Annotated in this window: 26 protein-coding genes and 1 other annotated feature; of the genes, 15 read left to right on the top strand and 11 right to left on the bottom strand. The window is 46.8% G+C overall.

Translation table 11 applies throughout. The features are described 5' to 3' along the window. Nucleotides 1-46: 46 nt before the first annotated feature. Nucleotides 47-229, top strand: coding sequence for a DUF5325 family protein (locus AC58VC_RS30760; RefSeq protein WP_497374524.1), 183 nt, complete (start codon nucleotides 47-49; stop codon nucleotides 227-229). Between the two features lie 68 nt (nucleotides 230-297). Here AC58VC_RS30760 and trpS read toward each other — a convergent pair whose 3' ends face one another. Beyond that, nucleotides 298-1,281 (bottom strand): tryptophan--tRNA ligase, encoded by a 984-nt coding sequence (gene trpS / locus AC58VC_RS30755; protein WP_497374522.1) that lies wholly within the window; start codon nucleotides 1,279-1,281, stop codon nucleotides 298-300. 75 nt (nucleotides 1,282-1,356) lie between these two features. Further along, nucleotides 1,357-1,628 (bottom strand) — a binding site (T-box leader). Between the two features lie 126 nt (nucleotides 1,629-1,754). On the opposite strand from trpS, the gene AC58VC_RS30750 reads away from it, so the two are divergent. Continuing rightward, on the top strand, nucleotides 1,755-2,825 hold the full coding sequence (locus AC58VC_RS30750) for a permease (RefSeq protein ID WP_497374520.1): 1,071 nt from the start codon (nucleotides 1,755-1,757) through the stop codon (nucleotides 2,823-2,825). A gap of 47 nt (nucleotides 2,826-2,872) precedes the next feature. Here the strand turns inward: AC58VC_RS30750 and ilvD are convergent, their stop codons facing one another. From ilvD to AC58VC_RS30735, 3 genes are all read right to left on the bottom strand, one after another. Continuing rightward, entirely contained in the window at nucleotides 2,873-4,558 is a 1,686-nt protein-coding gene (gene ilvD, locus AC58VC_RS30745; protein WP_497374518.1) for a dihydroxy-acid dehydratase, read from the bottom strand. Nucleotides 4,559-4,673: 115 nt separating this feature from the next. Beyond that, nucleotides 4,674-5,327, bottom strand: coding sequence for a ribonuclease H (gene rnhA, locus AC58VC_RS30740; protein ID WP_497374516.1), 654 nt, complete (start codon nucleotides 5,325-5,327; stop codon nucleotides 4,674-4,676). Nucleotides 5,328-5,340: 13 nt separating this feature from the next. Further along, the gene (locus tag AC58VC_RS30735) at nucleotides 5,341-5,826 is read right to left on the bottom strand and encodes a hypothetical protein (RefSeq protein WP_497374514.1); all 486 of its coding nucleotides are present in this window, start codon (nucleotides 5,824-5,826) and stop codon (nucleotides 5,341-5,343) included. A gap of 157 nt (nucleotides 5,827-5,983) precedes the next feature. On the opposite strand from AC58VC_RS30735, the gene AC58VC_RS30730 reads away from it, so the two are divergent. Continuing rightward, entirely contained in the window at nucleotides 5,984-6,223 is a 240-nt protein-coding gene (locus AC58VC_RS30730; protein WP_497374512.1) for an alpha/beta-type small acid-soluble spore protein, read from the top strand. Nucleotides 6,224-6,346: 123 nt separating this feature from the next. Here the strand turns inward: AC58VC_RS30730 and AC58VC_RS30725 are convergent, their stop codons facing one another. Next, nucleotides 6,347-7,348: an ABC transporter substrate-binding protein gene (locus AC58VC_RS30725; RefSeq protein WP_497374510.1), complete on the bottom strand. Its 1,002-nt coding sequence runs from the start codon at nucleotides 7,346-7,348 to the stop codon at nucleotides 6,347-6,349. Nucleotides 7,349-7,530: 182 nt separating this feature from the next. Between AC58VC_RS30725 and AC58VC_RS30720 the strand changes: the two genes are divergently transcribed. Beyond that, nucleotides 7,531-8,553, top strand: a complete 1,023-nt coding sequence (locus tag AC58VC_RS30720; RefSeq protein WP_497374509.1) for a FecCD family ABC transporter permease — start codon at nucleotides 7,531-7,533, stop codon at nucleotides 8,551-8,553. After that, the gene (locus AC58VC_RS30715; RefSeq protein WP_497374507.1) at nucleotides 8,550-9,599 is read left to right on the top strand and encodes a FecCD family ABC transporter permease; all 1,050 of its coding nucleotides are present in this window, start codon (nucleotides 8,550-8,552) and stop codon (nucleotides 9,597-9,599) included. Before AC58VC_RS30720 ends, AC58VC_RS30715 begins: the two co-directional genes overlap by 4 nt. Nucleotides 9,600-9,669: 70 nt before the next feature. Here AC58VC_RS30715 and AC58VC_RS30710 read toward each other — a convergent pair whose 3' ends face one another. Further along, a complete protein-coding gene (locus tag AC58VC_RS30710; protein WP_497374505.1) occupies nucleotides 9,670-10,038 on the bottom strand; it encodes an O-methyltransferase in 369 nt (122 codons plus the stop codon). 286 nt (nucleotides 10,039-10,324) lie between these two features. On the opposite strand from AC58VC_RS30710, the gene AC58VC_RS30705 reads away from it, so the two are divergent. Beyond that, nucleotides 10,325-11,575 carry a methyl-accepting chemotaxis protein gene (locus tag AC58VC_RS30705; protein WP_497374724.1) on the top strand — a complete coding sequence of 417 codons (1,251 nt, stop codon included), beginning with the start codon at nucleotides 10,325-10,327 and terminating at the stop codon, nucleotides 11,573-11,575. A gap of 74 nt (nucleotides 11,576-11,649) precedes the next feature. Here AC58VC_RS30705 and AC58VC_RS30700 read toward each other — a convergent pair whose 3' ends face one another. After that, a complete protein-coding gene (locus AC58VC_RS30700) occupies nucleotides 11,650-13,470 on the bottom strand; it encodes a M3 family oligoendopeptidase (protein WP_497374503.1) in 1,821 nt (606 codons plus the stop codon). A gap of 142 nt (nucleotides 13,471-13,612) precedes the next feature. Between AC58VC_RS30700 and AC58VC_RS30695 the strand changes: the two genes are divergently transcribed. Then, complete coding sequence (locus AC58VC_RS30695; protein ID WP_145666680.1) at nucleotides 13,613-13,777, top strand: YycC family protein; 165 nt, start codon at nucleotides 13,613-13,615, stop codon at nucleotides 13,775-13,777. Nucleotides 13,778-13,783: 6 nt separating this feature from the next. Then, on the top strand, nucleotides 13,784-14,026 hold the full coding sequence (locus tag AC58VC_RS30690; protein WP_497374722.1) for a hypothetical protein: 243 nt from the start codon (nucleotides 13,784-13,786) through the stop codon (nucleotides 14,024-14,026). A 163-nt stretch (nucleotides 14,027-14,189) separates the two neighbouring features. Here AC58VC_RS30690 and AC58VC_RS30685 read toward each other — a convergent pair whose 3' ends face one another. Both AC58VC_RS30685 and AC58VC_RS30680 read right to left on the bottom strand, forming a co-directional pair. Beyond that, nucleotides 14,190-14,894 carry a DUF2225 domain-containing protein gene (locus AC58VC_RS30685; protein ID WP_497374501.1) on the bottom strand — a complete coding sequence of 235 codons (705 nt, stop codon included), beginning with the start codon at nucleotides 14,892-14,894 and terminating at the stop codon, nucleotides 14,190-14,192. Nucleotides 14,895-14,937: 43 nt separating this feature from the next. After that, the gene (locus AC58VC_RS30680) at nucleotides 14,938-15,330 is read right to left on the bottom strand and encodes a globin domain-containing protein (protein ID WP_497374499.1); all 393 of its coding nucleotides are present in this window, start codon (nucleotides 15,328-15,330) and stop codon (nucleotides 14,938-14,940) included. A gap of 277 nt (nucleotides 15,331-15,607) precedes the next feature. Between AC58VC_RS30680 and ylbJ the strand changes: the two genes are divergently transcribed. The 4 genes from ylbJ (at nucleotide 15,608) to AC58VC_RS30660 (ending at nucleotide 21,082) form a co-directional block, all read left to right on the top strand. Continuing rightward, nucleotides 15,608-16,846 carry a sporulation integral membrane protein YlbJ gene (ylbJ, locus tag AC58VC_RS30675; RefSeq protein ID WP_497374497.1) on the top strand — a complete coding sequence of 413 codons (1,239 nt, stop codon included), beginning with the start codon at nucleotides 15,608-15,610 and terminating at the stop codon, nucleotides 16,844-16,846. Between the two features lie 57 nt (nucleotides 16,847-16,903). Further along, nucleotides 16,904-19,459 (top strand): alpha-glucan family phosphorylase, encoded by a 2,556-nt coding sequence (glgP, locus tag AC58VC_RS30670; RefSeq protein WP_497374495.1) that lies wholly within the window; start codon nucleotides 16,904-16,906, stop codon nucleotides 19,457-19,459. A 127-nt stretch (nucleotides 19,460-19,586) separates the two neighbouring features. Then, nucleotides 19,587-20,258, top strand: a complete 672-nt coding sequence (locus AC58VC_RS30665; protein ID WP_497374493.1) for a PilZ domain-containing protein — start codon at nucleotides 19,587-19,589, stop codon at nucleotides 20,256-20,258. Between the two features lie 11 nt (nucleotides 20,259-20,269). Next, the gene (locus AC58VC_RS30660; protein ID WP_497374491.1) at nucleotides 20,270-21,082 is read left to right on the top strand and encodes an NAD kinase; all 813 of its coding nucleotides are present in this window, start codon (nucleotides 20,270-20,272) and stop codon (nucleotides 21,080-21,082) included. Nucleotides 21,083-21,139: 57 nt separating this feature from the next. Here AC58VC_RS30660 and AC58VC_RS30655 read toward each other — a convergent pair whose 3' ends face one another. Together AC58VC_RS30655 and lipA are read right to left on the bottom strand one after the other, a co-directional pair. After that, the gene (locus AC58VC_RS30655) at nucleotides 21,140-21,466 is read right to left on the bottom strand and encodes a YutD family protein (RefSeq protein WP_497374489.1); all 327 of its coding nucleotides are present in this window, start codon (nucleotides 21,464-21,466) and stop codon (nucleotides 21,140-21,142) included. Between the two features lie 39 nt (nucleotides 21,467-21,505). After that, the gene (gene lipA / locus AC58VC_RS30650; protein ID WP_497374487.1) at nucleotides 21,506-22,381 is read right to left on the bottom strand and encodes a lipoyl synthase; all 876 of its coding nucleotides are present in this window, start codon (nucleotides 22,379-22,381) and stop codon (nucleotides 21,506-21,508) included. A 156-nt stretch (nucleotides 22,382-22,537) separates the two neighbouring features. Here lipA and larE point away from each other — a divergent pair, with 156 nt between their 5' ends. Genes larE through larC form a run of 3 tightly spaced genes read left to right on the top strand, consistent with a single transcriptional unit; the run spans nucleotide 22,538 to nucleotide 25,036 of the window. Further along, nucleotides 22,538-23,386, top strand: coding sequence for an ATP-dependent sacrificial sulfur transferase LarE (gene larE, locus AC58VC_RS30645; RefSeq protein WP_477499240.1), 849 nt, complete (start codon nucleotides 22,538-22,540; stop codon nucleotides 23,384-23,386). Continuing rightward, on the top strand, nucleotides 23,383-24,159 hold the full coding sequence (gene larB, locus AC58VC_RS30640) for a nickel pincer cofactor biosynthesis protein LarB (protein ID WP_497374485.1): 777 nt from the start codon (nucleotides 23,383-23,385) through the stop codon (nucleotides 24,157-24,159). The genes larE and larB overlap by 4 nt, the downstream gene beginning before the upstream one ends. Next, entirely contained in the window at nucleotides 24,119-25,036 is a 918-nt protein-coding gene (gene larC, locus AC58VC_RS30635; RefSeq protein WP_497374483.1) for a nickel pincer cofactor biosynthesis protein LarC, read from the top strand. Before larB ends, larC begins: the two co-directional genes overlap by 41 nt. Nucleotides 25,037-25,041 lie beyond the last annotated feature (5 nt).

Here is a 25,041-nt window from a genome sequence, read left to right as displayed (position 1 = left end):
AAAATAAGACTACACCGTTCAAACTTCTAGAAAGTAGGTCACGTTCATGAGTAAACCGCTCGCGCTTTTATTTGCTTTAGTCGCCACGCTTCTGCTTGCCTCCATCTCCCTGTTTATCGCACTCCGGCAGCCTTGGATGGTTCTCGTCTGTACGATTATTGCGTTAGGCTTTATCGGTTATGGCTTTGCTGTTAAGGCGAAGATTCGTAAGAAAAATTCCCGGCCGTAACCATGACGGCTGCACAAAAAAAGAGCTCAACAGCCTTAAATTGCTGTTTGAGCTCTTTTCGCTTTCTTTTAGATGACCACGAAACCCATCCGTTTCTTCACTTCAAGCAAGGTTTCGTTAGCGACCTCAGCAGCCTCTTGCGCACCTTTTTTCAAAATATCAAAAATTTCTCCCGAACGGCGAATCTCCTGATAACGTTGCTGAATCGGCTCAAGGACTGCCACGATCTGCTCAGCCAGATCCTTTTTGAACGGTCCATAACCTTGGCCATCGTATCTGGCTTCAATCTCTGCTACGCTCATTTCGGCAAAATGCGAGTAGATCGAAATCAGATTGCTAACCTCTGGCTTGTTCTGCGGGTCATACTTCACTTCACGGCCAGAATCGGTCACTGCACGGCTAAGCTTCTTACGGATAACAGACGGCTCATCCAGCATAGCGATGTAACTGCCTGCATTCGGACTGCTTTTGCTCATCTTCTTGGATGCATCGTCTAGTGACATGATTCTTGCGCCAATCTCAGGCATATAAGGCTGCGGCATCACGAACATATCGCCAAAACGATTGTTAAAACGGTTAGCCAAATCGCGAGTAAGCTCCAAATGCTGCTTCTGGTCGTCCCCAACCGGGATCAGGTCGGCATTGTACAAGAGAATATCTGCCGCCATGAGGGATGGATACGTAAAGAGACCTGCACCAACGGATTCCTTGCCTTCCGATTTATCTTTGAACTGCGTCATGCGCTCAAGCTCGCCCATGTGCGTTAGAGTCGTCATAATCCAGCCCAGCTCCGCGTGGGCGTGAACATGGGATTGCAGAAAGATAGACGCTTTATTCGGGTCTAGTCCCGCCGCAATATAAAGCGCAGCGATCGACTCCGTTTGTTCTTTCAGCGCAGCAGGATCCTGCGGAACCGTGATCGCGTGCATATCCACCACCATAAAATAGCAACGGTGCAAATGCTGCAGCTTCACATAGTTGCGAAGAGCACCAATATAATTACCAATTGTCAGCTGACCGCTTGACTGCATGCCTGATAGTACTCGTTTCATTGTGAAAACCCCTCCAAATTCAATATCAAATTAGCTTTTGAACAGTTAAAAAAGACAACAAAAAGGCCTCTCCCCGCAAGGGACGAGAGACCGTGGTACCACCCTAATTTGTCCATGTATGAGCATATAATTGCCGCATAGACCTTCAGGCTCTTGTAACGGAGAGCAGCCGTTTGGCATACTTGTCAGATGCGGATGTTCTTCCGGCCTAGGTTCCGGCAACCTCATACTGTGTTCAGCCTCAAGCTCAAGGATCCATTCGGTTTGCTCGTTTCACCGGTTCGCACCAACCACCGGCTCTCTGAGAAACGGGAAACAAACGTACTTGTTCCTGTCATCGCTTATTGATTTTATATAATTATACACCTTGACTTTCCATTGTCAACCAAGGTCTTTGTCCTATCTTTCCCTGCATGGACATAGGATAGATAACATACGATCCTATCATCAACGGACAAAGGGGTGTCAATGAATTGTCATCAACACTATACCGGTGGAGTCTTCCCGTCTCCACGGTGATCTGCGCATGTCTTCTCATCCTCATACTAACGACGAGAGAGCTTCCGCCGATGGGGCTGATCCTGAATGATATTAAGCATGTGTTTGCTGCTTTTATGGACATTTTCCTCGACGCCCTGCCCTTTATGTTCATGGGAGTCCTGCTCTCTACCGTCGTCGAAAACTTCATCCCGGAAGCTTTCATCCGGCGTATGACACCCAAGCATCCGCTTGGCGGCGTTCTGTTCGCCTGCGTGCTTGGCATCATGTTCCCACTCTGTGAGTGCGGCATGATACCTTTCGTTCGCCGGCTTATGCGCAAAGGAATGCCTGTCTACATTGCCGTTATTTTCATACTCGTCGGACCGATTCTGAATCCGATCGTGTTCGCGTCCACCTTCATGGCTTTCCACAGCGAACCGGAAATGGCCTATTCGCGCATGGGGCTCACCTTCGGTGTCGCGCTGATTGTCGGTCTCCTGTTGACGCGTTTTCTGAAAAGCAGCCCGCTGCGCCACGCCAATAGCGGGCATGCGGCTGAGCATATCCACACACATGAGCATCACCATGAGCATCACCATGCCCACACGCATGATCATGCTCATCAGCACGACCACAGCCACAGCCACTCCCACGGTGACAGCCGGTTAGCAACCATGCTCAGTCACGGCACGTCCGAGCTATTTGAAATGAGCAAATACTTAATGCTCGGCGCATTCCTGACCGCATTAATCCAAACCTTTGTCGCGCAAGACAGCTTATCCGCCATTGGCCAAGGGACATTCATCTCTCATGTCTTTATGATGGGCTTTGCCTACTTACTGTCATTGTGCTCCACAACGGATGCCTTCGTAGCCGCCTCTTTCGCCAAGACGTTCTCTCCAGGTTCTCTGCTGGCTTTCCTCGTCTTCGGCCCAATGATCGATGTCAAAAGCACGCTGATGCTGTTATCCATCTTCAAAGCCCGTTTCGTGCTCATGCTCTCCATTGTTGTCGCAATTACGGTTTTGACCGGCTCCTTGCTCTTTATGCATTTCTTTTTTTAAAAGCGCACAAAAAAGGCCAGAGCTATACGCCCTGGCCTTTTATTATTTTACCATTTCAAAATAGCTCCGGCACTCGCATTCGTTACCATTTTCGTGTAACGCGCCAAATATCCAGTTTGGATTTTCGGTTGGAACTCTACCCAGCTTTCGCGGCGCTTCGCCAACTCTTCATCGCTGACTTGCAAATTGATTTTGCGGCCATCCATATCGACATCGATAATGTCACCGTCATGAACGAAAGCAAGTGGTCCGCCTTCAGCAGCCTCTGGAGACATATGTCCGATGGAAATACCGCGGGATGCGCCCGAGAAACGTCCGTCTGTAATCAAGGCAACTTTCGCGCCTAGACCCATACCTACGATTTGGGAGGTAGGTGCCAACATTTCCGGCATACCAGGTCCGCCTTTTGGCCCTTCATAACGGATTACAACAACGTGGCCTTCTTTAACTTTGCCATTGGCAATGCCGTAGAGAGCCTCATCTTGGGAGTTAAAGCAGATCGCAGGACCTACGTGACGCCCGCCAACGGATTTATCTACCGCTCCGACTTTAACGATACTGCCTTCAGGAGCAAGGTTACCGAACAGAACAGCCAGTCCGCCTCTTTCGCTGTGCGGGTTGCTCAACGGACGAATGACGTCTGTGTTCTGGATTTCACAACCAGCTACGTTTTCACGAATGGTTTGTGCAGTTACGGAAAGACGATCGCCATCGAAAGCTCCTGGCTTTTTCAAAAGCTCGTTAATAACCGCGCTAACACCACCAGCTAAATGCACGTCTTCAATGTGATAATCGGAAGCAGGAGCGATTTTGGCAAGGTGAGGTACGCGCTCTGCCACTTCGTTAATACGGGAGATCGGGTATTCGATGCCAGCTTCAGCAGCGATAGCCAATGTGTGAAGCACCGTATTCGTGGAACCACCCATCGCCATATCAAGTGCAAACGCGTTGTCAATCGCTTCAATTGTTACGATATCACGCGGTTTAATGTCTTTTTCGATCAATGTCATCAACTGTTTCGCGCAGTCTTTCACGAATTGCTTACGCTCTTCGGCAACAGCCAGGATTGTACCGTTACCTGGCATAGCAAGTCCTAAACCTTCTGCCAAACAGTTCATGGAGTTCGCTGTGAACATACCAGAACAAGATCCACAAGTCGGACAACCGTATTGCTCAAGCTCTTCTAGACCGGCTTCATCCAATTTACCTGCTTGGAAAGCACCTACGCCTTCGAAAACGGAGGACAAGGAAATGGATTTACCATTTTTATCTTTACCAGCTTTCATTGGGCCACCGCTGACTAACATCGTAGGGATGTTAACGCGAAGCGCACCCATGATCATGCCCGGTGTAATTTTATCACAGTTAGGAATACAGATAAGACCATCGAACCAGTGCGCGTTTACGACTGTTTCCAAGGAATCCGCAATAATTTCACGGCTTGGCAGGGAATAACGCATACCGATATGCCCCATAGCGATACCATCGTCAACACCAATCGTGTTGAACTCGAAAGGAACGCCGCCTGCTTCACGGATCGCTTCTTTCACCAGCTTACCGAATTCTTGCAAATGCACATGTCCAGGGATAATGTCTATATAAGAGTTACAAACCGCAATAAACGGCTTGCCGAAATCTTCTTCTTTAACGCCGGCTGCACGCAACAAACTGCGGTGCGGAGCGCGGTCGAATCCTTTTTTAATCATGTCGCTACGCTGTTTTGGATGAGCCATACTCTATTCCTCCTAGATTACAATTCTTTTGTAAAAACAATGAATCTATCATATCACACTTTTCGTCAAATTTCTCCCTTTAGTGTACTGACGCGTCAATGTAAAAGCAATAGGATTATTTCCTGCCAAAATCAGCCTTGATTTCTCCCCACTTTTTCGTGTCCCATTTCACAATCTTATTCGGATAACTGTTGGTGCGAAGCCACTTCAGCGCGCGGTCAACCAGCGTCCAAATTTCTTCTGTCGAAGCGTCCCGAACCAAATTGGTCGAAACTTCCTTTTTACGAATCCAGCTTAAAGCCGTAACGGAATCCGTATAAATCGTTTTGCCGCTGCCCTGCTTTTGCAAATACGCTAATCCATGCACGATCGCTAGAAACTCGCCCAAATTATTCGTACCCTTGGAAATTGGACCTTGGTAAAAAAGGATCTCCCCCGTCCGCGTATCGACTCCTTTGTACTCCACAATCCCCGGATTCCCGGAACAACCCACATCCACAGAGAGGCTGTCATAGTCGACTTCTGGAGCTGTCTCAGGGGTAGCCGACTTACTGCCGGAACCAGATGCAGACGACGATCCTGGCTTCCCTCCGAAATTCAGTGATTTCTGCCAGCCCTTCTCCAAAGCTTGACGCGCCTCCGCCTCCGATTCGTACGATTTAAATCTCGCTTGTGGAAATCCTTTTGTCTGCGCCTGACAATCCGCCCACGATCGGTAGATCCCTGGCTTATGCCCTACCCAAACGACATAATATTTCACTGCTGCCATTCTATTCACTCCGTCATTGTTGATGTAATTGATGCACCAGACCTTCAACTACCTTAACCGTATCGGCAAAATAGGGCTTATAATCCAACCCTTTGATAAAAGCCAAATAGGTTTCCCCGATCTCCAGGACCTCTTTCCTGTAATGAGCGGCAGGTATATGATGGGTCTCAAGCTCGCGGTACGTGCCGTTCGTTCGCTCCTCAACCGAGATAAGCTGTATTTGTTCCTCCGGCAAATGATGCACAACAAATGAGAAACCTCTACATTCCGGGTCTCCGCAGCCGCAAACAAAAAATGGCATTTGCTCCCATTGATCCGGCGGTGCAAAACGATTCGGCTCCGTGTCCTTCAGCGCGCTGTACAGTAGCGCAGGGAGTCCCACATCGACGCATAGCGGTTCCTCGATAATAACACTATCGTCCACCGCCATGCGGACATCCGCTTGTATGATTTGTAAGTCCTTATCAAGGGACCAGCCCTTTACAGATAGTTCAAACATGATTTCGCCTCCGCTCTCCCGTTGCTTTTCTTATTATAACAAAGACTGTCCAATCCTGCTTTTCCGCTTTCCAAAATATTAACTAAAATTTCCAGTAAAATTCATGAGTATATTTTAGAAAAGAGATTATACTACCTATTACTGGAGGTGATATCAGATGGCAGGACAATCTCGCAGCAGCAACTCTTTAGTTGTTCCACAAGCTACAGCAGCTTTGGATCAAATGAAATACGAAGTTGCTCAAGAACTAGGTATCCAGATTCCTCAAGACGGTTACTATGGCTACATGACGTCCCGTGATACAGGCTCCATTGGGGGCAGCATCACTCGTCGCCTCGTTCAAATTGCTGAACAACAGCTAGCAGGCGGCAACAGCGGTAACAGATTTAGCAGATAACATCTCTCCCATACTTAAGCAAGTGAGGGCTTTCCTTCAAGTAGCTACGCTACTGAAAGGAGGCCCTCCTTTTTGCGTCTGGAACGAAAAAGGACTGCTCACAAGAAGCAGTCCCCTCATTTATTAAGGTTTTACGTCATAGATCTTGTACAGATCATCAAGCATGAGATTAGCTGCTTTCACACCGCCAGCTGTATTCCATGTCGCATCATTAACTTTAACTAATTTATTGTCTTTCACAACTTTGAGGTTTTTCCAAAGCGGATCATTCATCCATTCCTGCTCTTGCTTCGTTCCTTTACCATCGCCAAGCTCATATGTAAAGTAGAACACGCGGTCTGCAGCATCTAGTTCAGTCAAGCGCTCTTTGGTAATATCTTCAAATGCTTTCTCGTCGCTTTTTGGATCCGAACGCGGGAAACCGATTTGTTTGAAAATTACACCAGTGAACATATTTCCATAGTAGTAACGCGTTTTACCGCCCATGAAGCGGACAACAGCGATTTTCTCTTTCAGCTTATCGCCGGCTTTGCTTTTGAAATCGTCAATGCGTTTATCGAAGTCAGCAATAATTTTGTCGCCTTCTGCTTTCTTGTTAAGCGCGTCAGCATACAGTGAGAAGTTGCTTTTCCACTCACCGCGTAATGTCTCCGAATAAACCGTTGGAGCAATCGCTTTAAGTTGGTCGTACACTTTCTCATGACGCATTTTGTTACCAATGATTAGATCTGGTTTCAATGATGCAATTAACTCCAGGTTTGGCTGTGATTCTCCACCAACTGTTGTTACACCTTGCATATCTGCTTTGATATGGTCAAACCATGGATTCCCGTAGTAAGATTCAACGGCACCAACCGGTTTAATTCCAAGAGCTATAAGGGCTTCTGTTCCCTCATTCGTCAAAATAACAACACGCTTCGGCTGTGCAGGTACAGCGGTTTCCCCCATCGCATGTTTAATTGTACGAGGAGCATCGGATTTAGCAGCTTCTTGCGGTGCTGCAGATGCAGATGCGGATGGTTGTGCGCTAGGCTTTTCTCCACAAGCAGCTAAAACAATAGATATTACAAACATAATGGCAACAAGAGCCCAAGCTCTTCTTAGTTGTCTTCTTTTTCCAAACATCTTACTTTGTTCCCTCCACACATTTCAATTGATGATAACGATTATCATTATCTAAAGTACATGGTACTCGCTTCCGCGAATTCTGTCAATCGAAATTGATAATGATTCTCAAAATCGTTGACTTCCCTTGCCTTTCTCATTAAAATAAACGAAGCATCTATTAAGGAAGCAGGCACTTATCTATGAATTATTCAAACAACGAACGTCTATATCCCGTATACAAAGGTATTGGACTGCTAGCGGCACTCATCGTGCTTGCCGGGATGATGGTTTGCAGCGTCAGATTCGGCCTACATAGCTATACCTGGACACAGGTCATGCAATCATTTGACCACTACCTCAAGCCTACGAACGAATCGATCATTATCCAAACCGTTCGTATACCAAGAGCGTTAATCGCTGCACTCGTAGGCGGAAGCCTAGCTGTTGCGGGAGCGCTTATGCAAGCAATGACACGGAATCCACTCGCATCGCCAAGTATTTTTGGCATTAACTCAGGCGCAGCCTTTGCCATCGTGCTATCTGTTGGATTTTTCAACGTGTCTAGTCTGACACAGTTCACATGGATCGCTTTTCTTGGCGCTGCTGTGAGCTCAGCCCTCGTCTATGGACTTGGTTCCTTAGGCAGAGACGGCTTAACGCCAATGAAAATTACACTTGCGGGCTCAGCAATGACAGCTTTCTTTGCTTCGCTTACCCAAGGCATTTTGCTAGGAAATGGTAAAGCGTTTGACCAAGTCCTCTATTGGCTTGTTGGATCCGTCGAAGGCAGAACCATGGCCATGCTCCAATCAGTCTATCCCTATATTTTAATTGCATGGGTTGGCGCGTTTTTGCTTGCGCCGCACATCAATATCCTGTCCATGGGAGATGATGTAGCTAAAGGGCTTGGACAACGCACGATTTACGTGAAATTCATTACCGCAGTCGTTATCGTCCTATTGGCGGGAGGCTCTGTCGCCGTCGCAGGCCCGATTGTTTTTGTCGGGATTATCATCCCGCATATTGTCCGATTCCTTGTTGGCATCGATTATCGCTGGGTCATACCCTACAGCGCTATTCTAGGAGGCATTTTGCTCGTTGGCGCTGACGTCATCGCCCGTTTCATCGTTATGCCCAAGGAAGTTCATGTTGGCGTAACGACAGCCATTCTCGGAGTTCCCTTCTTCATTTACATCGCTCGCAAAGGGGGACTGCTGAAATGAATGATTCCAATCAACATGTTACGATTCGAAACAAAGGCTTTTCCTACAGGGTCAGTAAGAAATCCGTCCTTATAACCCTGGTATTGCTCTTAGCCGTCATTATTGTCATGATTCTAAGTACAGGAATCGGCAGCATTTATATCAAGCCAATTGAAGTTGTACGTGCCGTTTTCGGCTACGGGACGGATCCCAGCAACATGATTGTTAGGTCTCTGCGTCTGCCTAGGGTGATTGTCGCCGTATTGATCGGCGCATCCCTCGGCGTGGCCGGTGCCATCCTGCAAGGGATCGTTCGTAACCCGTTAACCTCACCGGATACGATTGGTTCAACGGGTGGAGCTACGCTTGGAGCGGTTTCCTTTTTCTTTTTTTTCGCGGATAAAATCAGCATTCACTGGCTGCCTGTTGCCGCCATTCTCGGCGCATTCATTGCCACTTTGCTGGTCTACTCCCTTTCATGGAAAAATGGGATTACCCCGCTCCGCCTTGTCCTTATCGGGACAGGATTCACAGCCGCGATGAGCGCGCTCTCCTATCTGATGATGATCTCGGGACCCATTATTCTTGCGAATCAATCGCTGACCTTCATGACAGGGAGCATCTATGGTGTCTCTTGGCAAAAAGCGGTCTACCCGCTTCTTCCTTGGGTATGCCTGCTGATCCCAATCATCTTTTTATATGCGCGTCACATTACGGTGCAGTCCTTAGGCGAAGACATCGCCCGCAATGTGGGCAGCAGCGTACAACGCCAGCGTTTTCTACTCATCATTTTGAGCGTCGCCCTGTCAGGAGCTGCTGTCGCATTCGGAGGAGCCATTAATTTCATTGGCCTCATGGCTCCACATATCGCTCGCAAATTTGTAGGACCCAGCTTCGGTTCACTTATTCCCGTTTCCGCACTAACCGGTTCCTTACTCCTACTTCTTGCTGATCTAGCAGGACGATTCGTATTCAAACCGCTCGATATTCCAGCAGGCGTTTTCACAGCTGCCATTGGAGCTCCATTGTTCATCTATGTTTTGTATCGCAGCAGAAATCGCGGTTAACACGTTAAATAAACAAGCACCCCTGTTCATCAACGCGACCGGGGGTGCTTGTTTTATATTAAGATAAGTGCTAAATCGTTTTGGCTAAGCTAGCCATATTATAATTCGTTTCAAAAGTGATGCTTGCCGACAGTATTCCTTGTCTAACCGTAAAATCAAAGTAAATTTCGCCATGTGTCCAACTTTTCTTCCGCTTCAACGATTCAAGCCCCATCTGACGAAAAGATTGATACTGAATCTCTGTGAGGCCTTTGTCAATAGTCTCTGGGAGCATGCCGTCCTTACTCTCAAACGGTAGATGCTTCACTCCGAATTTCCCTATTTCATTATTCCTGATATGCACAAACACCGTACCTGAACTTACATGGGATAGCTCATCTTTAATCCTTCTAAACACCAAATCGATTTGTCTTGCAAGTGACATTTGATCTAAACTCATCATCTTCCCCCTTAAGTTTTAAAATTTTACTTATTATGTAAAATGCGACTGTAGACCTATTATATCCATATAATTTACAAATTTCAACAATTTGTTTAAATATTCGTACAATTTTTATTATTCTTAATACTTCCTTTATGTACACCCTATGCATGAATCGAATACAAGCGATATTTGTCGAATTTGTGTAGAATATTTCCAGATTCAATGTTATAATTTTCAAACATAGTCCATTATTCCTGCATACATAACAAATTTCGCAAGGGAGTCGGTCAATTTGGATAAAATGTCAACTTTATCTTTTAGAAAGAAATTACAGTTGGGCTGCTATGGGTTAATCGGATTAAACTGTGTATTTCTGCTTGTTCTAACATTTTCGTCAGAATGGAACCGCTTACTAGGAATTATCTTTCTCGTTCTTCTTCTTGCTTTGAGCTACCCTTTCATTAAGTGGTTTGAAACCCAATTGACGGAGCCCGTGGCTGATCTATCCCGCATTGCACTCAACATTTCCAAAGGCGACTTCTCTCAGAAAGTGACGGTAACTTCCGACGATACGCTGGGTCAACTTGGCCAATCCTTCAACAAAATGATCGATAAACTTCGTGATATTCTTCGCGACACAGGCACTATCTCCAAGCAAGTTTTCCAAACAAGCCGTGATATTTATTCCAAAAATGAAAATTTTCGCACAGTCCTGGAACAAGTGAGTATTTCGGCCCATGAGCTAGCATCCGGTGCAGGGCAAATTTCAGAAGAAGTATCCGGTGTATCTATTACGACCAAAGACATAGAAGTGAAGATTGTTAACTATGCAGGTTCTGCCAAAGAAATGAAAGATCGCTCAGATCAGATGATGACTCTAGTGGAAAAGGGACGTACTTCCGTTGAGAGCCAGGGCGTCGGCATGAAGCGAAATGTGGAAGTTACCCAGCAGGTTTCCGAAACCATTGACATGTTAGCCCGTCAAGCGGCTGGTATCACCAACGTAACCCGCTCCATCTCGGAGATTGCCGAGCAAACGAATCTGCTGTCCCTCAACGCATCTATTGAAGCAGCCCGAGCTGGCGAGCATGGCCGGGGTTTTGCAGTCGTCGCACAAGAGGTGCGCAAGCTTGCTGAGGAATCTACTTCCCTTACCCGTGAAGTATTTGGTTTTGTGAAAAGCATCGAGCAGGGGATCCAGGAAGCGATCCGCAGCATTCAAGTCAACGAAGATGTTGTAAAAAAACAAACCGTGCTCATCGATCAAACGGAAACAGTCTTCTCCCAGATTGTCGATAGCGTTGGTTTTATCTCGGAAGAAATTAACCGCTTCGCAGAAGAAAGCGAACAAATGCTTGTCAGCTCTGAGCAGATTGCTGCTGCCATGGAGAACATCTCGGCAATCACAGAGGAGTCTGCTGCAGGTACGCAAGAAGTTTCCGCATCCATGAACGAACAGATCGCTACCGTTCAAGGCATCGTCTCACAAGCCGAGGAAATGACCCGCGTCGTCACACAGTTGCAGCAGACAATTCAAGTGTTCAAGCTATAAGCCTAACCTTATCATCACAAAAGGGGATGTCCTGACGTAGATATGATCTACTTCCAGGACATCCCCTTTTCTTATTAAACCTGAATCTTCGCTTCTGTCAGCCTCATGAATTCCTTCACATCTTGAACGGCCATGTCCACAGCGCTTTGCCAGAAGTCAGGCTCTGTCAGATCAACGCCGAGATGCTTCTGCGCAAGCTCTTCCACGTTCATGCTGCCTGTATCTCTGAGCAGAGAGATATACTTATCTTCGAAAGCCGCGCCTTCTTGCACAGCTCTCGCATAAATACCAGCACTGAACATATAACCAAACGTATATGGGAAATTGTAGAAAGGCACATCCGTTGCATAGAAATGCAATTTTGCCGCCCAGAAATGCGGATGGTAGCTGCTTAACGCATCCTGGTAAGCAACCTTCTGTGCATCCACCATAAGCTCATTCAGACGCTCCACGCTGACGAGTCCTTGACTTCGTTCTGCGTAGAAGTTCGTTTCAAATATGAATCTCGCATGAATATTCATGAAGAACGCAATCGCCCGTTGGATTTTGTCTTCAAGCAACACGATGCGCTCTTCGTCCGTGGAAGCACTTTTCACAACAGCGTCAGCAACGATCATCTCTGCGAACGTAGACGCGGTCTCCGCGACGTTCATGGCGTACTCCTGAGCGAGTGCCGGCATATCTGTCATCACGTGTTGATGGTAGCCGTGGCCAAGCTCATGCGCAAGCGTTGAGACGTTGTTCAGCGTGCCGCCGTATGTCATGAAGATACGCGTCTCTCCTGCTACCGGGAACGATGTGCAGAAGCCGCCTGGGCGCTTCCCAGCGCGGTCTTCAGCTTCGATCCAGCGATTCTCGAAAGCTTGCTCCGAAAAGGCCGCCAGCTTCGGACTAAAACGCTCGAACTGCTCAATAATGAGGCTTGCGCCTTCATCATAAGAAATTTTCTTGGAGGAGTCGCCCAGCGGTGCATCGACATCCACCCAAGCCAATTTCTCAACGCCAAGCAGCTTCGCTTTTCGGTTCAAATACTGGACGAAGATTGATTTGTTGCGGTCAATGACGTCCCACATCACATTCAGCGTCTTCTCTTCCATGCGATTAATCGCCAGCGGCTCTTTATGTATACTTTTCCAGCCTCTATATTTGTACACTTGAAGGCGGAATCCGGCCAAATGGTTCAGTGCCTCTGCGCAGTAATCTTCCTTGTCCGTCCAGGCATTTTCCCATTTCTCAAACAGAGCAAGTCGTTCTTCACGATTCTCAGTATGCAGCTTGTTAAATGCTTGGCCTGCCGAAAGCTCAACCGTCTCACCGTCAACCTCTACAGGCATACGGAATTGACCTACGGTAGAATTATACAAGTCGCCCCACCCATGATAACCGTCTACGGCCAAATCATTGATTAATGCTTCTTGTTCAGGCGACAGCTTTTCTTGGGCCAAGGCACGACGTTCATGAAGCGGAAATGCGATAGCTTGGAACGGTTCATTCATCAGAATTTCTGACCAAACTCCATCCGGAATACCTGTCAGCACTTGGTCAAAATGCGTGAGTGAAGACAGATGCTCAGCGTACAAGCTTTTGACTTGTCCATTCAATACCGGTGCTTTCTTATCCTTCTGATTATCGGCGAGCAGACAGCCTACAAAAGAATCAGCCTCGTGAATATTTTTCAAATTACTTTGGAGCAACTCAACTAGCTTGGCAAGACCATCCGTTTCTGCAGCTTGCTGTGGGGGTGGTGTGTTCCGCACCTGCTCTTGGAAAGCCGCAATCGAAGCTTGAAGCTCCTTCAGATGTACTGCGAAGGCAGGAGACTCACTTCCACCAGGAAAAAAAGTTTCTAAATTCCACGTTTGATTAAGAGGTAAATGAAGCAAAGCTATCACCATTCCTTTCCTTCTTTTATTAAATCATAAAGAGTATATCAGGAGCAATCATCGTAATCTTACTCATTGCTTATAGGTAAGAAGTATGATTCAATAAAATAAAGTTCCAGCCAAAAAATCGGAACAGAATGGTGTGATAACAATTATGAAACCGTTACAAATTTCTCCAGAAACAGCCGTCAAACTGGCTGAGCAGCTTAAAGTACCGTTGGAACATCTCATGCATATGCCACAACATATTTTACTTCAAAAATTAGCTGAGCTCGCGAAAACTTCCACTTCGGAAACAAGCGAACCGGAATCGAAGTAACCCGTGTTGTTTCCTTTTGCTAACACATGGCCTTATGACATTGTAATGAAGGACGTTTATGTGGCCGAATGTCCGTTTTGCCATAGCTCCAATGTGCTGCTGCCGCTGAAAGTCCACGAACTGAAATCCATTCACGAAGGTAGAAAAAAGCTGCTTGTGTTTCCTTGCTGTCATAACAAGCTGACGCTCGTTGACACAGACCGCGATTATTTATTGGCGGACACCGCTATACGAACGAAACAATCGTAGCTTTCAAGCACAAGGAGAAGAAAGAGTTCCTATGAATGAGTATCTCGTTAAGGAACTCTCAGTGCTTGACCAAAAAATGAACGCTTAACTAAGCAAGGGATCGCCATCAAGCAATCACCTCAACACATAGTCAAGCGTTCATTTCATTTTTATAATAAAATAATTAAGTTGCTGCTTGTTTCATTTCGTCCGGCAGTTCCATACGAATGGCGAGCATATCTTCGCGAGTTACAATCCATTGTTCACGGCTTGCTCGAATCATCGCAGCATCCATTATCTTACGGTCATTAATGATGCGTGAGAACCATTTGACTGCCTCATTGAAACGGCCCAATCTGCGACTCAGCTCGCCCATTAGAAACATTAGCCTGGCATTGTTCAGATCCATACCTTCATTTTCAAATACATGAACATACGCTTCCAAAGCAAAAGTCAAGAATCGCTTCTCTTGCTCCCTATCGCCCTTAGCTCTGTACAGCCACGCCAAATGATGGAGAAGTCCTGCTACCACGCGGGATTTCTCCTCTTTGATTTGTGCGCTGACCAGCGCCAACTTATAACTCTGCAGCGTTTCCTCCCACGTTCGTTCACCGCCAAAGCCGCGCATCGTCCAGTTCTTGGCAATCTTCTCATGAAAAGCTTCACGTTGAGCAGATTTCCAGTTATCTGAAAAGTTCTCTGTATGCGCATAACCGCAGTAAGGACAAATCCTCACGATATAGTAATCAGGGTTAATATCCTTATAATGAACGCAGAAATCCGCGTCTGTCTTAATCGCTTTTTTGAAACTTGGACGAACCTTCATGGATTTGAAGGCATTGTCGCAATACGTACATTTCACTGAAATCTCGTATAAAGGCTCAACCATCTTGAAACCCCGCCTCTTCTCTGGAAAGTCTAGGAAATAAGAACTATTCTCCTTCAGGTGTGTTCACAAAATGGTAAGCGGAACCTTTCAAGCGCTGCAGCAAAAATTCCCGAAGTTCCTGTGGCAAACCGACTTCTTCCATAGCTTCAGCCATACAGCCTAGCCATGCATCTGCACGTTCCACTGTGATGGGAAAAGGCATATGCCTTCCTCTCATCATGGGATGTCCATGGACATCTGAATACAGAGTAGGACCTCCGAAAAATTGGCTTAAAAACATATATTGCTTATCCATAACGGGCTCAATATCCGAAGGGAACAGGGGCGCTAATAAAGGATTATTCAGCACTTTGGGATAAAACGCCTCCACAATCCGGCGAACCGTCTCTGCTCCCCCCATCAATTCAAACAACGTATTGCGTTCTTGCTCTGACATGGTGAGAACCTCTCTGCTCTTAATTACTTAATAGTTTTCTATATCCTCATCCCCTGTATGCATGAGCGTTTCTCGAATGACAAACACGAACATACAAACGACCAAACCGACGATGACACTTGTCATTTGAATCACTCCCGCGGCCTAGGATATAAGACTATTACTAGTCCTATTTTACCATAAATACACTTACATAACAGTACCAAAGTCTAAGTTTTTTAGGCCGGCATGTATGTCCCATTCCTTTCATATAGTTGAGGAGGAGGTGTAGAGTTCCATGGAGAAAAGAAACTTTACCGCGGCGTTACTCATGGCCTTTGTTGTTATTGCCATTATTCTATGCTTATTTACCTTCCCTCATGCCGGACTTCAAGCAGCCTTGCGCGGCGTTTCCATTTGGTGGGATGTGCTCTTTCCCGCACTCTTTCCCTTCTTCGTGATCTCCGAAATTATGCTGGGCTTCGGCATCGTTCATTTCTTCGGCACCCTGCTTGATCCGATGATGCGCCCTGTATTCCGTATACCAGGCATTGGCGGCTTCGTCGTGGCTATGGGCTTCGCAGCTGGCTATCCTGTTGGTGCTAAGTTGACAGCCCAGCTGTGGTCTCAGAAGCTCGTGAACCGCGAGGAAGGCGAGCGGCTCGTTGCATTTACTACAAGCTCAGACCCAATCTTCTTGATTGGAGCTGTTTCGATAGGCTTCTTCCATGACGCCTCTTTGGCTATCATTCTGGCTGTAGCACACTACGGAGGCTCCCTCATGATCGGATTAATGATGCGATTCCATGGCCGGAAAAGCCCGCCTACCCAGCAAAAGAGCGCCAGCCAAGGCTGGATATGGAAACGCGCATTTGATTCCATGCACCATGCACGCTTGGCCGATGGGAGATCTATAGGCACACTTCTCAGCCAATCCATCCTTCAATCGTTAAATTTAATTTTCGTTGTAGGTGGACTAGTTGTCTTCTTCTCCGTCGTACTGGAAGTCTTAACAGAAGCCAAGGTCATGAATGCCATGTACCTGCTCATTGATTATCTCTTACGTTTCACAGGGCTTCCCCCTCAGTTGTCACAAGCCGTCATGAATGGCCTATTCGAGGTGACAATTGGGGCCAAGGCTGCTGGCAATGCTCCGGCAGAACTGGCACTTTCCAGCAAGGTTGCCATCGGGGCGTTCATTTTGTCATGGGGCGGCATGTCGGTGCATGCACAAATCGTCAGCCTTTTGAGTCATACCAACTTGCGCTATATGCCGTTTTTGATCTCCCGTTTTATCCATGCCTTGTTCTCCGCAGCTATTGTACTCGTTATTTGGGAGCCTATGCAGGTCTTCCGAGATGCCAAAACGGTTTTCATGCCGCAGTATGATCCATCATCTCCCGTTCTCAGTTATCTCAGGCTCCTGCTCCCTGTGAGCGGAACCGTTATCTTGGCTGCTTTTACTGTCATTGCGGGGCTCTTTGCTGCATATTCCTTACTTAGACTCGTGTATGAAAAGGTTGGTGGAACAAGATAATATGGGTAATTACAATAATAATGACAATCATGATCATAAAGGGAGTGAACATACCGTATGCAAAACTCCGTCCTCCGAGTAGCCAAAACATTGCCTCCTGCGATTGAGCGCTTATCCGAGCTAGCCATTAATTTATGGTTCAGTTGGAACTATGATGCTTTACAGCTTTTTGCACAAATGGATTCTGTAAAATGGGCTCAAACCGGCCATAATCCCGTTCGTCTCCTTTACGATTTGGACGATGCTAGACTAGATGCTTTAAGTCATAACACGGAATTTCTAACCCAGTATCGACAAGTCATCGACAGGTTTGATGCCTATTTAAACGGTCCGACCTGGTTTCAAGAAAAGCACGGAGATCGTGGCTACGTCAAAGTTGCCTATTTTTCCGCCGAATTCGGCTTCCATGAGTCCTTACCGATTTATTCGGGTGGCCTTGGCATCTTGGCAGGCGATCACGCCAAATCGGCAAGTGATTTAGGGATTCCTTTAGTCGGTGTTGGCCTTCTTTATAAAAAAGGATATTTTACGCAAAAAATCGATGCTTCAGGCGGACAACAAAGCCATTTATACGATTATGACTTTACGAAACTTCCGATTGCACCTGTTCTTCATCAAGGTGCTCCTCTTACGATTTCGATTGACATGCCGGGCCGGGCTATCACTTTGCAGGTTTGGCAGGTGCAAGTCGGTCGCAACCGGATCTATTTACTCGACGCCGATCATGAAGCAAATCAGCCCGCGGATAAAGAACTGACCGCACAGCTATATGGCGGAAATCAGGATACGCGCATTGCCCAGGAAATCGTGCTTGGGATTGGCGGCGTCAAGGCGCTTCGCGCGCTGGGCATTTATCCCAATGTGTATCACATCAACGAAGGTCACGCAGCTTTCCTTACTTTGGAGCGCTTGAAGGAACTGCTGCATCTGGGACTGCCTTTCCACGTAGCAGTCGAAACTATCCGTTCGGCTACCGTCTTTACCACCCATACGCCCGTTCCAGCGGGCCATGACACGTTCTCCATCGGGATGGTAGAACATTATCTCGGACCGCTGTTTAATGAGCTGTCACGCAACAAACAAGCGATTATAGCTCTGGGACTTGACCATCACACAGGCCAGTTTAATATGACTCATTTGGCCATGAATACAGCCGGACTGCGCAATGGTGTCAGTAAACTGCATGGGCAAGTTTCCCGTGAAATGTTCAAAGAATTTCACGGAAACATTGATGCTAGTGAAGTTCCAATCGGTTCTATCACAAATGGTGTTCATTTGGACACATGGACAGCACCTAGCTGGAAAGAGCTGCTAGACCGCTTCCTGCCTGGCACGTGGCGAGAAGAACAAGCCAATAAGCATCAGTGGCAGCAAGTTGAAGTCATCCCCGATGAATCCATCTGGAAGGTGCACCAGCAGTTGAAAGATGATTTAGTCAACTTCGCTCGCCAGAACTTGATGGATCAGCGTAGACGCAATGGAGAATCTGAGCAGCGGATTGAGGAAGTTAGACATTATCTGAATCCAAAAGCCTTGACAATCGGATTCGCTAGACGTTTTGCAACCTACAAGCGGGCTAATCTGATCTTTAACGATTTGTACCGGCTTAAGAAACTAATTAATGATCCTGAACGGCCGATACAGTTCATTTTTGCCGGTAAAGCTCACCCAGCCGACTATCCAGGTCAGGAGCTTATCCGTGAAATTTACCGTGTTTCTAAAATGAAAGAATTCGAAGGCAAAGTCGTTATGCTCGAAAACTACGATATGAATATGGCTCGCTATCTCGTTCAGGGGGTAGATGTCTGGTTGAACAACCCTCGAAGACCCCTTGAAGCCAGCGGCACTAGCGGGCAAAAAGCGGCAATGAATGGCGTTCTTAATTTCAGCGTGCTTGATGGTTGGTGGGAGGAAGGCTATAACGGGACGAACGGTTGGGCTATTGGTTCAACGGGTACGGCCGATTGGGCTGTGCAGGAGAAAGAAAATACCCAGTCTATTTATCACATTCTGGAGAAAGAAATTATCCCTCTATACTACAACCAGGGAGATCTCCCTCATCAATGGATTAGCCGAATGAAGCGATCTATCCAATCGCTTAGTCCTTTGTATAATACACATCGTATGGTACAGGATTACACGGAAGAAACTTACTTGCCGACAGCAGATCGAGCACGCTTATTTGTGGCTAATCAATACGAGGTTGCGACGAAGGTTGCCGACTATAAGCAATTCATCCGAAATAACTGGTATCAAGTAAAAATCATTGGTATCGATGACCGTTCCGCCAAATTGTCTACGGAAGTGCCATTAAGTGAAATCAAACCTTCAATCAAGGAAGTAACTGCACAGATCTATTTCGGCCCTATTTGGCCGCAGGATACAGCTGTAGAAATTATTTATTACGAAGACAATGGTGACAAATGGGAACAGCGAATCATCCCCATGGAGTCATCAGGTGAACTAGTAGAGCATGTGCAGAGCTATAAAGCAAGAATACCGGGGCATCTCGTCCATGGGCCGCACTTCTCCATTCGAGTTCGACCTATTTCGACAAATTTCGCACATTCTTTTGAGCTTTCACTAGTAACTAGCACATTATCGTGGCAATAAATGTATGATTCCCTCGATTAAGCCCCTTTTGGGGCTTTTCTTATTTTCTTTTATAAATTATTATGAAAAGAGAACTTACGGTATGTGCATGCGTTCATGAATGCAAATCTAACCACTTGGTGATGCTATGGATTGGAATAAGGCACTAGAATTGGCATATATCGCACCGAACTCCGACTGTCATTTGATTGTTGTCGGTGAGTCTAAAGATGGACAGCCTTTTTGCTATGAAGATAATTTCTACATTGATAAAATTAGTGAAGATTCATTCACTGTTTGTTTAGAGCTCTCAGGCGTGTTTCCATTCGACAAACTTGAACATGTTTCTTTTATTGAATTTTCTTTTAAAGACCGTGGAATTTTATACTATACGCACGTGGAGTTACTTCAACTAGAGTTAAAAAAATCGATTTGTTACCTCACGCTATCTATTCCGGAAGACATTCAACAGCATCAGAACCGACAGCACAACCGGGCCAAGATCTCCCTTCGAACACCAATTACCCTTCAAATTGTCGGCATTCGCGGCTTATCCGCACGCAAGGGCGTCGCTTTCTCTGGACAGCTGCTTGATATAAGTGCAGGAGGTCTTTCTTTTGTTACGACAAATCGACTTATTTATCCCTTATTTCTGGAATTCAGCTTCATTCTGTCAGGGTTCCCCCACCCCATTACCGCATATGGTGAGATCATAAGGGTGACAAATTTCAGCAACGATTCTTATCGTGTAGCTGCCAAATTTCGGCATATGCCTGAATCCATTCTGCAAGAAATTGACAAATACTGCACGCTTCAATAGGAGGAAAACGATTGAAATACAACGTCATTGAACGAGGCGATGATATCTCCAAAGAGCTGACTGCGCGGTTCCATGCGCTCGCCGCTGAGAACGGTATGCCAAGGGATGAAGAGAATCCCGACATTGTCCTTTCCATTGGTGGAGATGGGACGATGCTGCAAGCCTTTCATAATTATGTACATCGACTAGATGACATTGCATTCGTCGGGCTTCATACCGGACATCTGGGCTTTTTCGCAGATTGGAAACCGCACGAATTAGATCATTTAGCTTCACTAGTGTTCAACGTGAGCACCCCTGATGACCTTCACGTTGTTCAGTATCCCGTTGTTGAAATTGAAATAACGACCGAAAATGGCGTCGAGACGCATCTGGCTCTCAACGAATTTACACTGCGAGGCATCGAAGTATCGCTCGTTGCACGACTGCATATCAACGACGAAATGTTCGAAATGTTCCGCGGTGATGGCATCTGCATTTCCTCGCCAGCGGGGAGTACAGCTTACAACAAAAGCTTAGGCGGAGCGATGGTGCATCCATCTTTGGAAGCCATTCAGGTTGCAGAGATTGCTTCAATCAACAATAGAGTTTACCGAACTTTAGGCTCGTCCATGATTTTGCCAGCGCACCATCATTGTGACATTTATCCGAAAGCACATCAGAATATGCTGCTTTCCCTTGATCATAAGTACATGCAGCGCAACGATGTCGTTTCCATTCGCTGCCGAGTTGCTTCCCATGTCAAAGTTAAATTTGCAAGATTCCGTCCTTTCCCTTTCTGGAACAGGGTTCGTGAAGCTTTCGTAGGATTAGAATTAAAATAAACCAGTAAAAAGACGCCTTCCCTCCTCTTTCGAGTGGGAAAGGCGTCTTTTTATTATCTACGATGACGTGGTCGTCGAAGGCTCTGAAGGTACCTGCTGTTGCTGCTTATTTCCATTTACTTTTTCAATAATGAAATAAGCACAACCAAAGTTGCAATACTCATTCAAGTAATCCTGAAGAGCAGCAATGGAGGATTCCTTCGTTGCTTTGGGATGGATTTCCTTGAAGAAACCTCTCAGCCTTAATTGGCTGTACCCCCAATCGCCAACAATATAATCATAACGCTCTAATACTTCACTGAAGCGTTCTTTGAATACTTCAAAGTTCCAGCCATTTTTATGGTCGGTAACGAGCTCATATGTTTTATTGGCAATATGAATCATGATGGTAGGAAGCTCTCCTTTCTATGACCCGTTCGTGTTCTATACGCTAGATGCGGATTTAACCTGCTCATGGGCATGGTAAGAGCTGCGTACCAAAGGCCCAGACTCCACATGCTTGAATCCGCGCTTCATGCCTTCTTCTTTTAGAAGAGCAAATTGCTCAGGCGTGTAATATTTGGACACGGCCAGGTGAGTTGTTGATGGCTGCAAATACTGCCCAATCGTCATAATATCACAGTCGACAGCACGCAAATCATCCATCGTCTGCAATAACTCGTCCCATTCTTCCCCTACGCCAATCATGACACTAGATTTGGTTGGGATGCTTGGGGCAATACGTTTGGATCGCTGAAGCAGCTCCAGCGAACGACGATATTTCGCCTTGGAACGGACGCGGTCTGACATGCGCTCCACGGTTTCCATATTGTGATTCAGAATATCAGGCTTCGCTTCGAGAACAGTAGCCAAAGATTCTTCACGGCCCAAGAAATCAGGAATCAGCACTTCTACCGTGCAAAGTGGTAGTTTGCGGCGAATCGCTTTGATGGTTTCCGCGAAGATCATCGCGCCGCCATCCTGCAAATCATCACGTGCAACAGAAGTTACAACGCAGTGACGCAACCCCATTTGTAAAGCGGCATCAGCCACGCGTTCCGGTTCTTGCAGATCAAGTTCCGTAGGCAGACCTGTTTTCACAGCGCAAAAACGGCATGCACGCGTACAGATGTCACCCAAAATCATGAACGTAGCGGTTCGATTCGCCCAGCACTCATGAATGTTCGGGCATTTGGCTTCTTCACAAACCGTATGCAGCGTCTTCGAACGCATCATTGATTTTATTTCTTTGAAATTTTCATCTGTTTTCAGATTAATTTTCAGCCAGTCTGGTTTTCTCTCTAATGGTTTTGTAGGCATTATATTTCCCGCCTTTTATTTGGTTTCTCAATGTTGTTATTATATCATGAATGCCTGACAAAACAATCCACTTTGCCAGCCAGTTGTGATACACTTATCTAGATGGACCAAAACAGCTCAGCTATTTACATATAGGCTGTATGGGAGGAAAGAAACATGAGCATACAAGAAGTAACGCGCGAGAAGGATCGCAAGCTTGGCGAAATTTTGAGAGGCATGGGCCGTGTATTGATCGCCTTCTCAGGCGGAGTAGACAGTACTTTTGTCCTCAAGCGTGCGCAGCAAGAGCTTGGCGATCAAGTCCTAGCGGTCACAGCCGCATCCGAAACCTTCCCTTCACGGGAGTTCGATGCAGCCGTCGAGCTTGCTGAACAGATTGGTGTCCCAATGTACAAAACAGAGGTCAAAGAATTGGAGAACGCTAATTTCGTCGCCAATAATCCGGACCGCTGCTACCATTGCAAAACGGGTCTTTATTCGCATCTGCAGCAATTAGCCAAAGAATTAGGATATCCCTACATTCTGGATGGCTCAAATATGGACGATCTCGGCGATTACAGGCCGGGGCTGCAAGCCAAGAACGAGCAAGGTGTCCGCAGTACGCTACAAGAGGCTGGGATGACCAAGGATGAAATCAGACAACTTTCCAAAGAACTAGGTTTACGGACTTGGAATAAACCGTCTTTTGCTTGTCTGTCCTCCCGTATCCCCTACGGAACACAAATTGAGAAGTGGAAGATTGACCAACTGGACGAAGGCGAGTACTTCCTTTCACAGCTTGGTTTATATCAGGTACGCGTGCGTCACCATGAGAAAATTGCCCGGATCGAAGTCATGCCGGATGAAATACATAAAGTGGTGGAGCACCGCGACGCGATCTACGAAAAGTTCAGTAAGCTCGGCTTTACTTACGTAACGCTGGATCTGCAAGGCTACCGAACTGGCAGCATGAACGAAGTGCTGTCTAAGGAAACCAAAGAAAAGGTGAAAGAAGCATCCTTATGATGGACTTGGAAAAGATTTTGAAGCTCGTACAGACGGGCGATCTCGACGTCGAAGAAGCCAAAAGGCAAATCATCAAGGATGGCGGCGGCGAAGGCCCTGGCAACCTTGATCTTGGATTTGCCCAGCTGGACATCGATCGCGAGAAGCGCACTGGCTTCCCCGAAGTCATCTTCGGGGAAGGCAAAACCGCCGAGCAGATCGAGGCTATTTTTCGGCGGCTGATGGAGCACACCGACCGCGTGCTTGCTACGCGGGTCGACGCGGCCAAAGCCGCCCATGTTGTCGCTGCCGTGGAAGGTGTCACCTACCACGAAACAGCTAGGTCGCTCACTTGGTTCAAGCGACCGATGTTGAAAGTCCACGACGGCTACATCGCCGTCGTGTGCGCAGGCACCTCCGACCTCCCCGTGGCGGAGGAGGCCGCTCTTACAGCAGAATGCCTAGGCAGCCATGTCGAACGTGTGTTCGACGTAGGTGTTGCCGGCATTCACCGGCTTTTCCGCCGGCTAGACCTTATTCGCGGTGCAAACGCGATTGTGTGCGTAGCCGGCATGGAAGGCGCACTCGCTAGCGTGCTTGGCGGGCTCGTATCCAAACCTATCGTCGCTGTGCCGACGAGCATCGGTTATGGCGCACACCTTGCAGGTGTGGCTCCGCTCCTGTCGATGTTAAACAGTTGTTCGCCAGGTATCTCTGTCGTGAACATTGACAACGGCTTTGGAGCTGGCTATTATGCAGGTCTCATTAACAAAAATATGTCGAAACGAGCGTGAGATTCGTACCATGCGTATTCTATATTTGGACTGCTTCTCCGGAATCAGTGGCGATATGACACTTGGCGCTTTGGTTGATGCAGGGGCAGACCGGACTTATATTGAAAGTGAGCTTACCAAAATTAAGCTTGAACCTTATGTGCTGGAATGGAAACGTGTGATTAAACGAGGAATTTCCGCACTTAAATTGGACGTAATCCTAGATCCGGAGCATCCACCCAAGAAACATCGTCATTACTCAGAAATTGTCAAAGTCATTCAAGAAGCTGGATTTAATGACCGTGTCACATCACTCAGCTTAGCCATCTTTGAGAAAATTGGCATCGCTGAAGCGAAAATCCACGGGATTCCAGTTGAAAAAGTGCATTTCCACGAAGTCGGAGCTATCGACTCTATTGTCGATATCGTAGGGGTAGCCTTAGCTATCGACTCTTTGCAAATCGAGCGTATCTTTGCATCTCCTGTACCACTTGGCTCAGGAATCATTCATATTGATCATGGAACCTATCCAGTTCCCGCTCCTGCAACTTTGGAAATGATGCGTGGTTTACCCATCGCTTCAACGAACCATAGTCTGGAGATGACCACACCGACTGGCGCAGGTATTATTTCTGGAATTGTGGACGAGTTCTCCAAAAGCTTTCCGCCAATGATCGTTGACACAATCGGATACGGGGCAGGTACAAGAGATTTGCCGAATCAACCTAATGTTCTTCGTGTCGTAGTCGGTAAAGTGGATCCTTTCATTGGAAAATGGCAAGTCGGTCATGAGCACATCGCTCATGAGCATAACCATAATCATGGCCATTCACATGATGATCACCATCACCACCATGATCATGATCATCATCACCCGCATACTCACGATCATCAATAACAACA

Source organism: Paenibacillus sp. J22R67 (assembly GCF_059692175.1).
This window is presented reverse-complemented; position numbering and strand designations above follow the sequence as displayed.

Coding starts and splice junctions, on each gene's coding strand:
- AC58VC_RS30680 (WP_497374499.1), bottom strand. CDS start 15,330: ATGTCAGAGCAAGAACGCAATACGTTGTTTGAATTGATGGGGGGAGCA.
- glgP (WP_497374495.1), top strand. CDS start 16,904: ATGCAAAACTCCGTCCTCCGAGTAGCCAAAACATTGCCTCCTGCGATT.
- rnhA (WP_497374516.1), bottom strand. CDS start 5,327: ATGGCAGCAGTGAAATATTATGTCGTTTGGGTAGGGCATAAGCCAGGG.
- AC58VC_RS30715 (WP_497374507.1), top strand. CDS start 8,550: ATGAATGATTCCAATCAACATGTTACGATTCGAAACAAAGGCTTTTCC.
- AC58VC_RS30710 (WP_497374505.1), bottom strand. CDS start 10,038: ATGAGTTTAGATCAAATGTCACTTGCAAGACAAATCGATTTGGTGTTT.
- trpS (WP_497374522.1), bottom strand. CDS start 1,281: ATGAAACGAGTACTATCAGGCATGCAGTCAAGCGGTCAGCTGACAATT.
- AC58VC_RS30700 (WP_497374503.1), bottom strand. CDS start 13,470: ATGGTGATAGCTTTGCTTCATTTACCTCTTAATCAAACGTGGAATTTA.
- AC58VC_RS30655 (WP_497374489.1), bottom strand. CDS start 21,466: ATGATTCATATTGCCAATAAAACATATGAGCTCGTTACCGACCATAAA.
- AC58VC_RS30730 (WP_497374512.1), top strand. CDS start 5,984: ATGGCAGGACAATCTCGCAGCAGCAACTCTTTAGTTGTTCCACAAGCT.
- lipA (WP_497374487.1), bottom strand. CDS start 22,381: ATGCCTACAAAACCATTAGAGAGAAAACCAGACTGGCTGAAAATTAAT.
- AC58VC_RS30760 (WP_497374524.1), top strand. CDS start 47: ATGAGTAAACCGCTCGCGCTTTTATTTGCTTTAGTCGCCACGCTTCTG.
- ylbJ (WP_497374497.1), top strand. CDS start 15,608: ATGGAGAAAAGAAACTTTACCGCGGCGTTACTCATGGCCTTTGTTGTT.
- AC58VC_RS30735 (WP_497374514.1), bottom strand. CDS start 5,826: ATGTTTGAACTATCTGTAAAGGGCTGGTCCCTTGATAAGGACTTACAA.
- AC58VC_RS30705 (WP_497374724.1), top strand. CDS start 10,325: ATGTCAACTTTATCTTTTAGAAAGAAATTACAGTTGGGCTGCTATGGG.
- AC58VC_RS30665 (WP_497374493.1), top strand. CDS start 19,587: ATGGATTGGAATAAGGCACTAGAATTGGCATATATCGCACCGAACTCC.
- ilvD (WP_497374518.1), bottom strand. CDS start 4,558: ATGGCTCATCCAAAACAGCGTAGCGACATGATTAAAAAAGGATTCGAC.
- AC58VC_RS30685 (WP_497374501.1), bottom strand. CDS start 14,894: ATGGTTGAGCCTTTATACGAGATTTCAGTGAAATGTACGTATTGCGAC.
- AC58VC_RS30720 (WP_497374509.1), top strand. CDS start 7,531: ATGAATTATTCAAACAACGAACGTCTATATCCCGTATACAAAGGTATT.
- larC (WP_497374483.1), top strand. CDS start 24,119: ATGCAGGTCTCATTAACAAAAATATGTCGAAACGAGCGTGAGATTCGT.
- AC58VC_RS30695 (WP_145666680.1), top strand. CDS start 13,613: ATGAAACCGTTACAAATTTCTCCAGAAACAGCCGTCAAACTGGCTGAG.
- larE (WP_477499240.1), top strand. CDS start 22,538: ATGAGCATACAAGAAGTAACGCGCGAGAAGGATCGCAAGCTTGGCGAA.
- AC58VC_RS30725 (WP_497374510.1), bottom strand. CDS start 7,348: ATGTTTGGAAAAAGAAGACAACTAAGAAGAGCTTGGGCTCTTGTTGCC.
- larB (WP_497374485.1), top strand. CDS start 23,383: ATGATGGACTTGGAAAAGATTTTGAAGCTCGTACAGACGGGCGATCTC.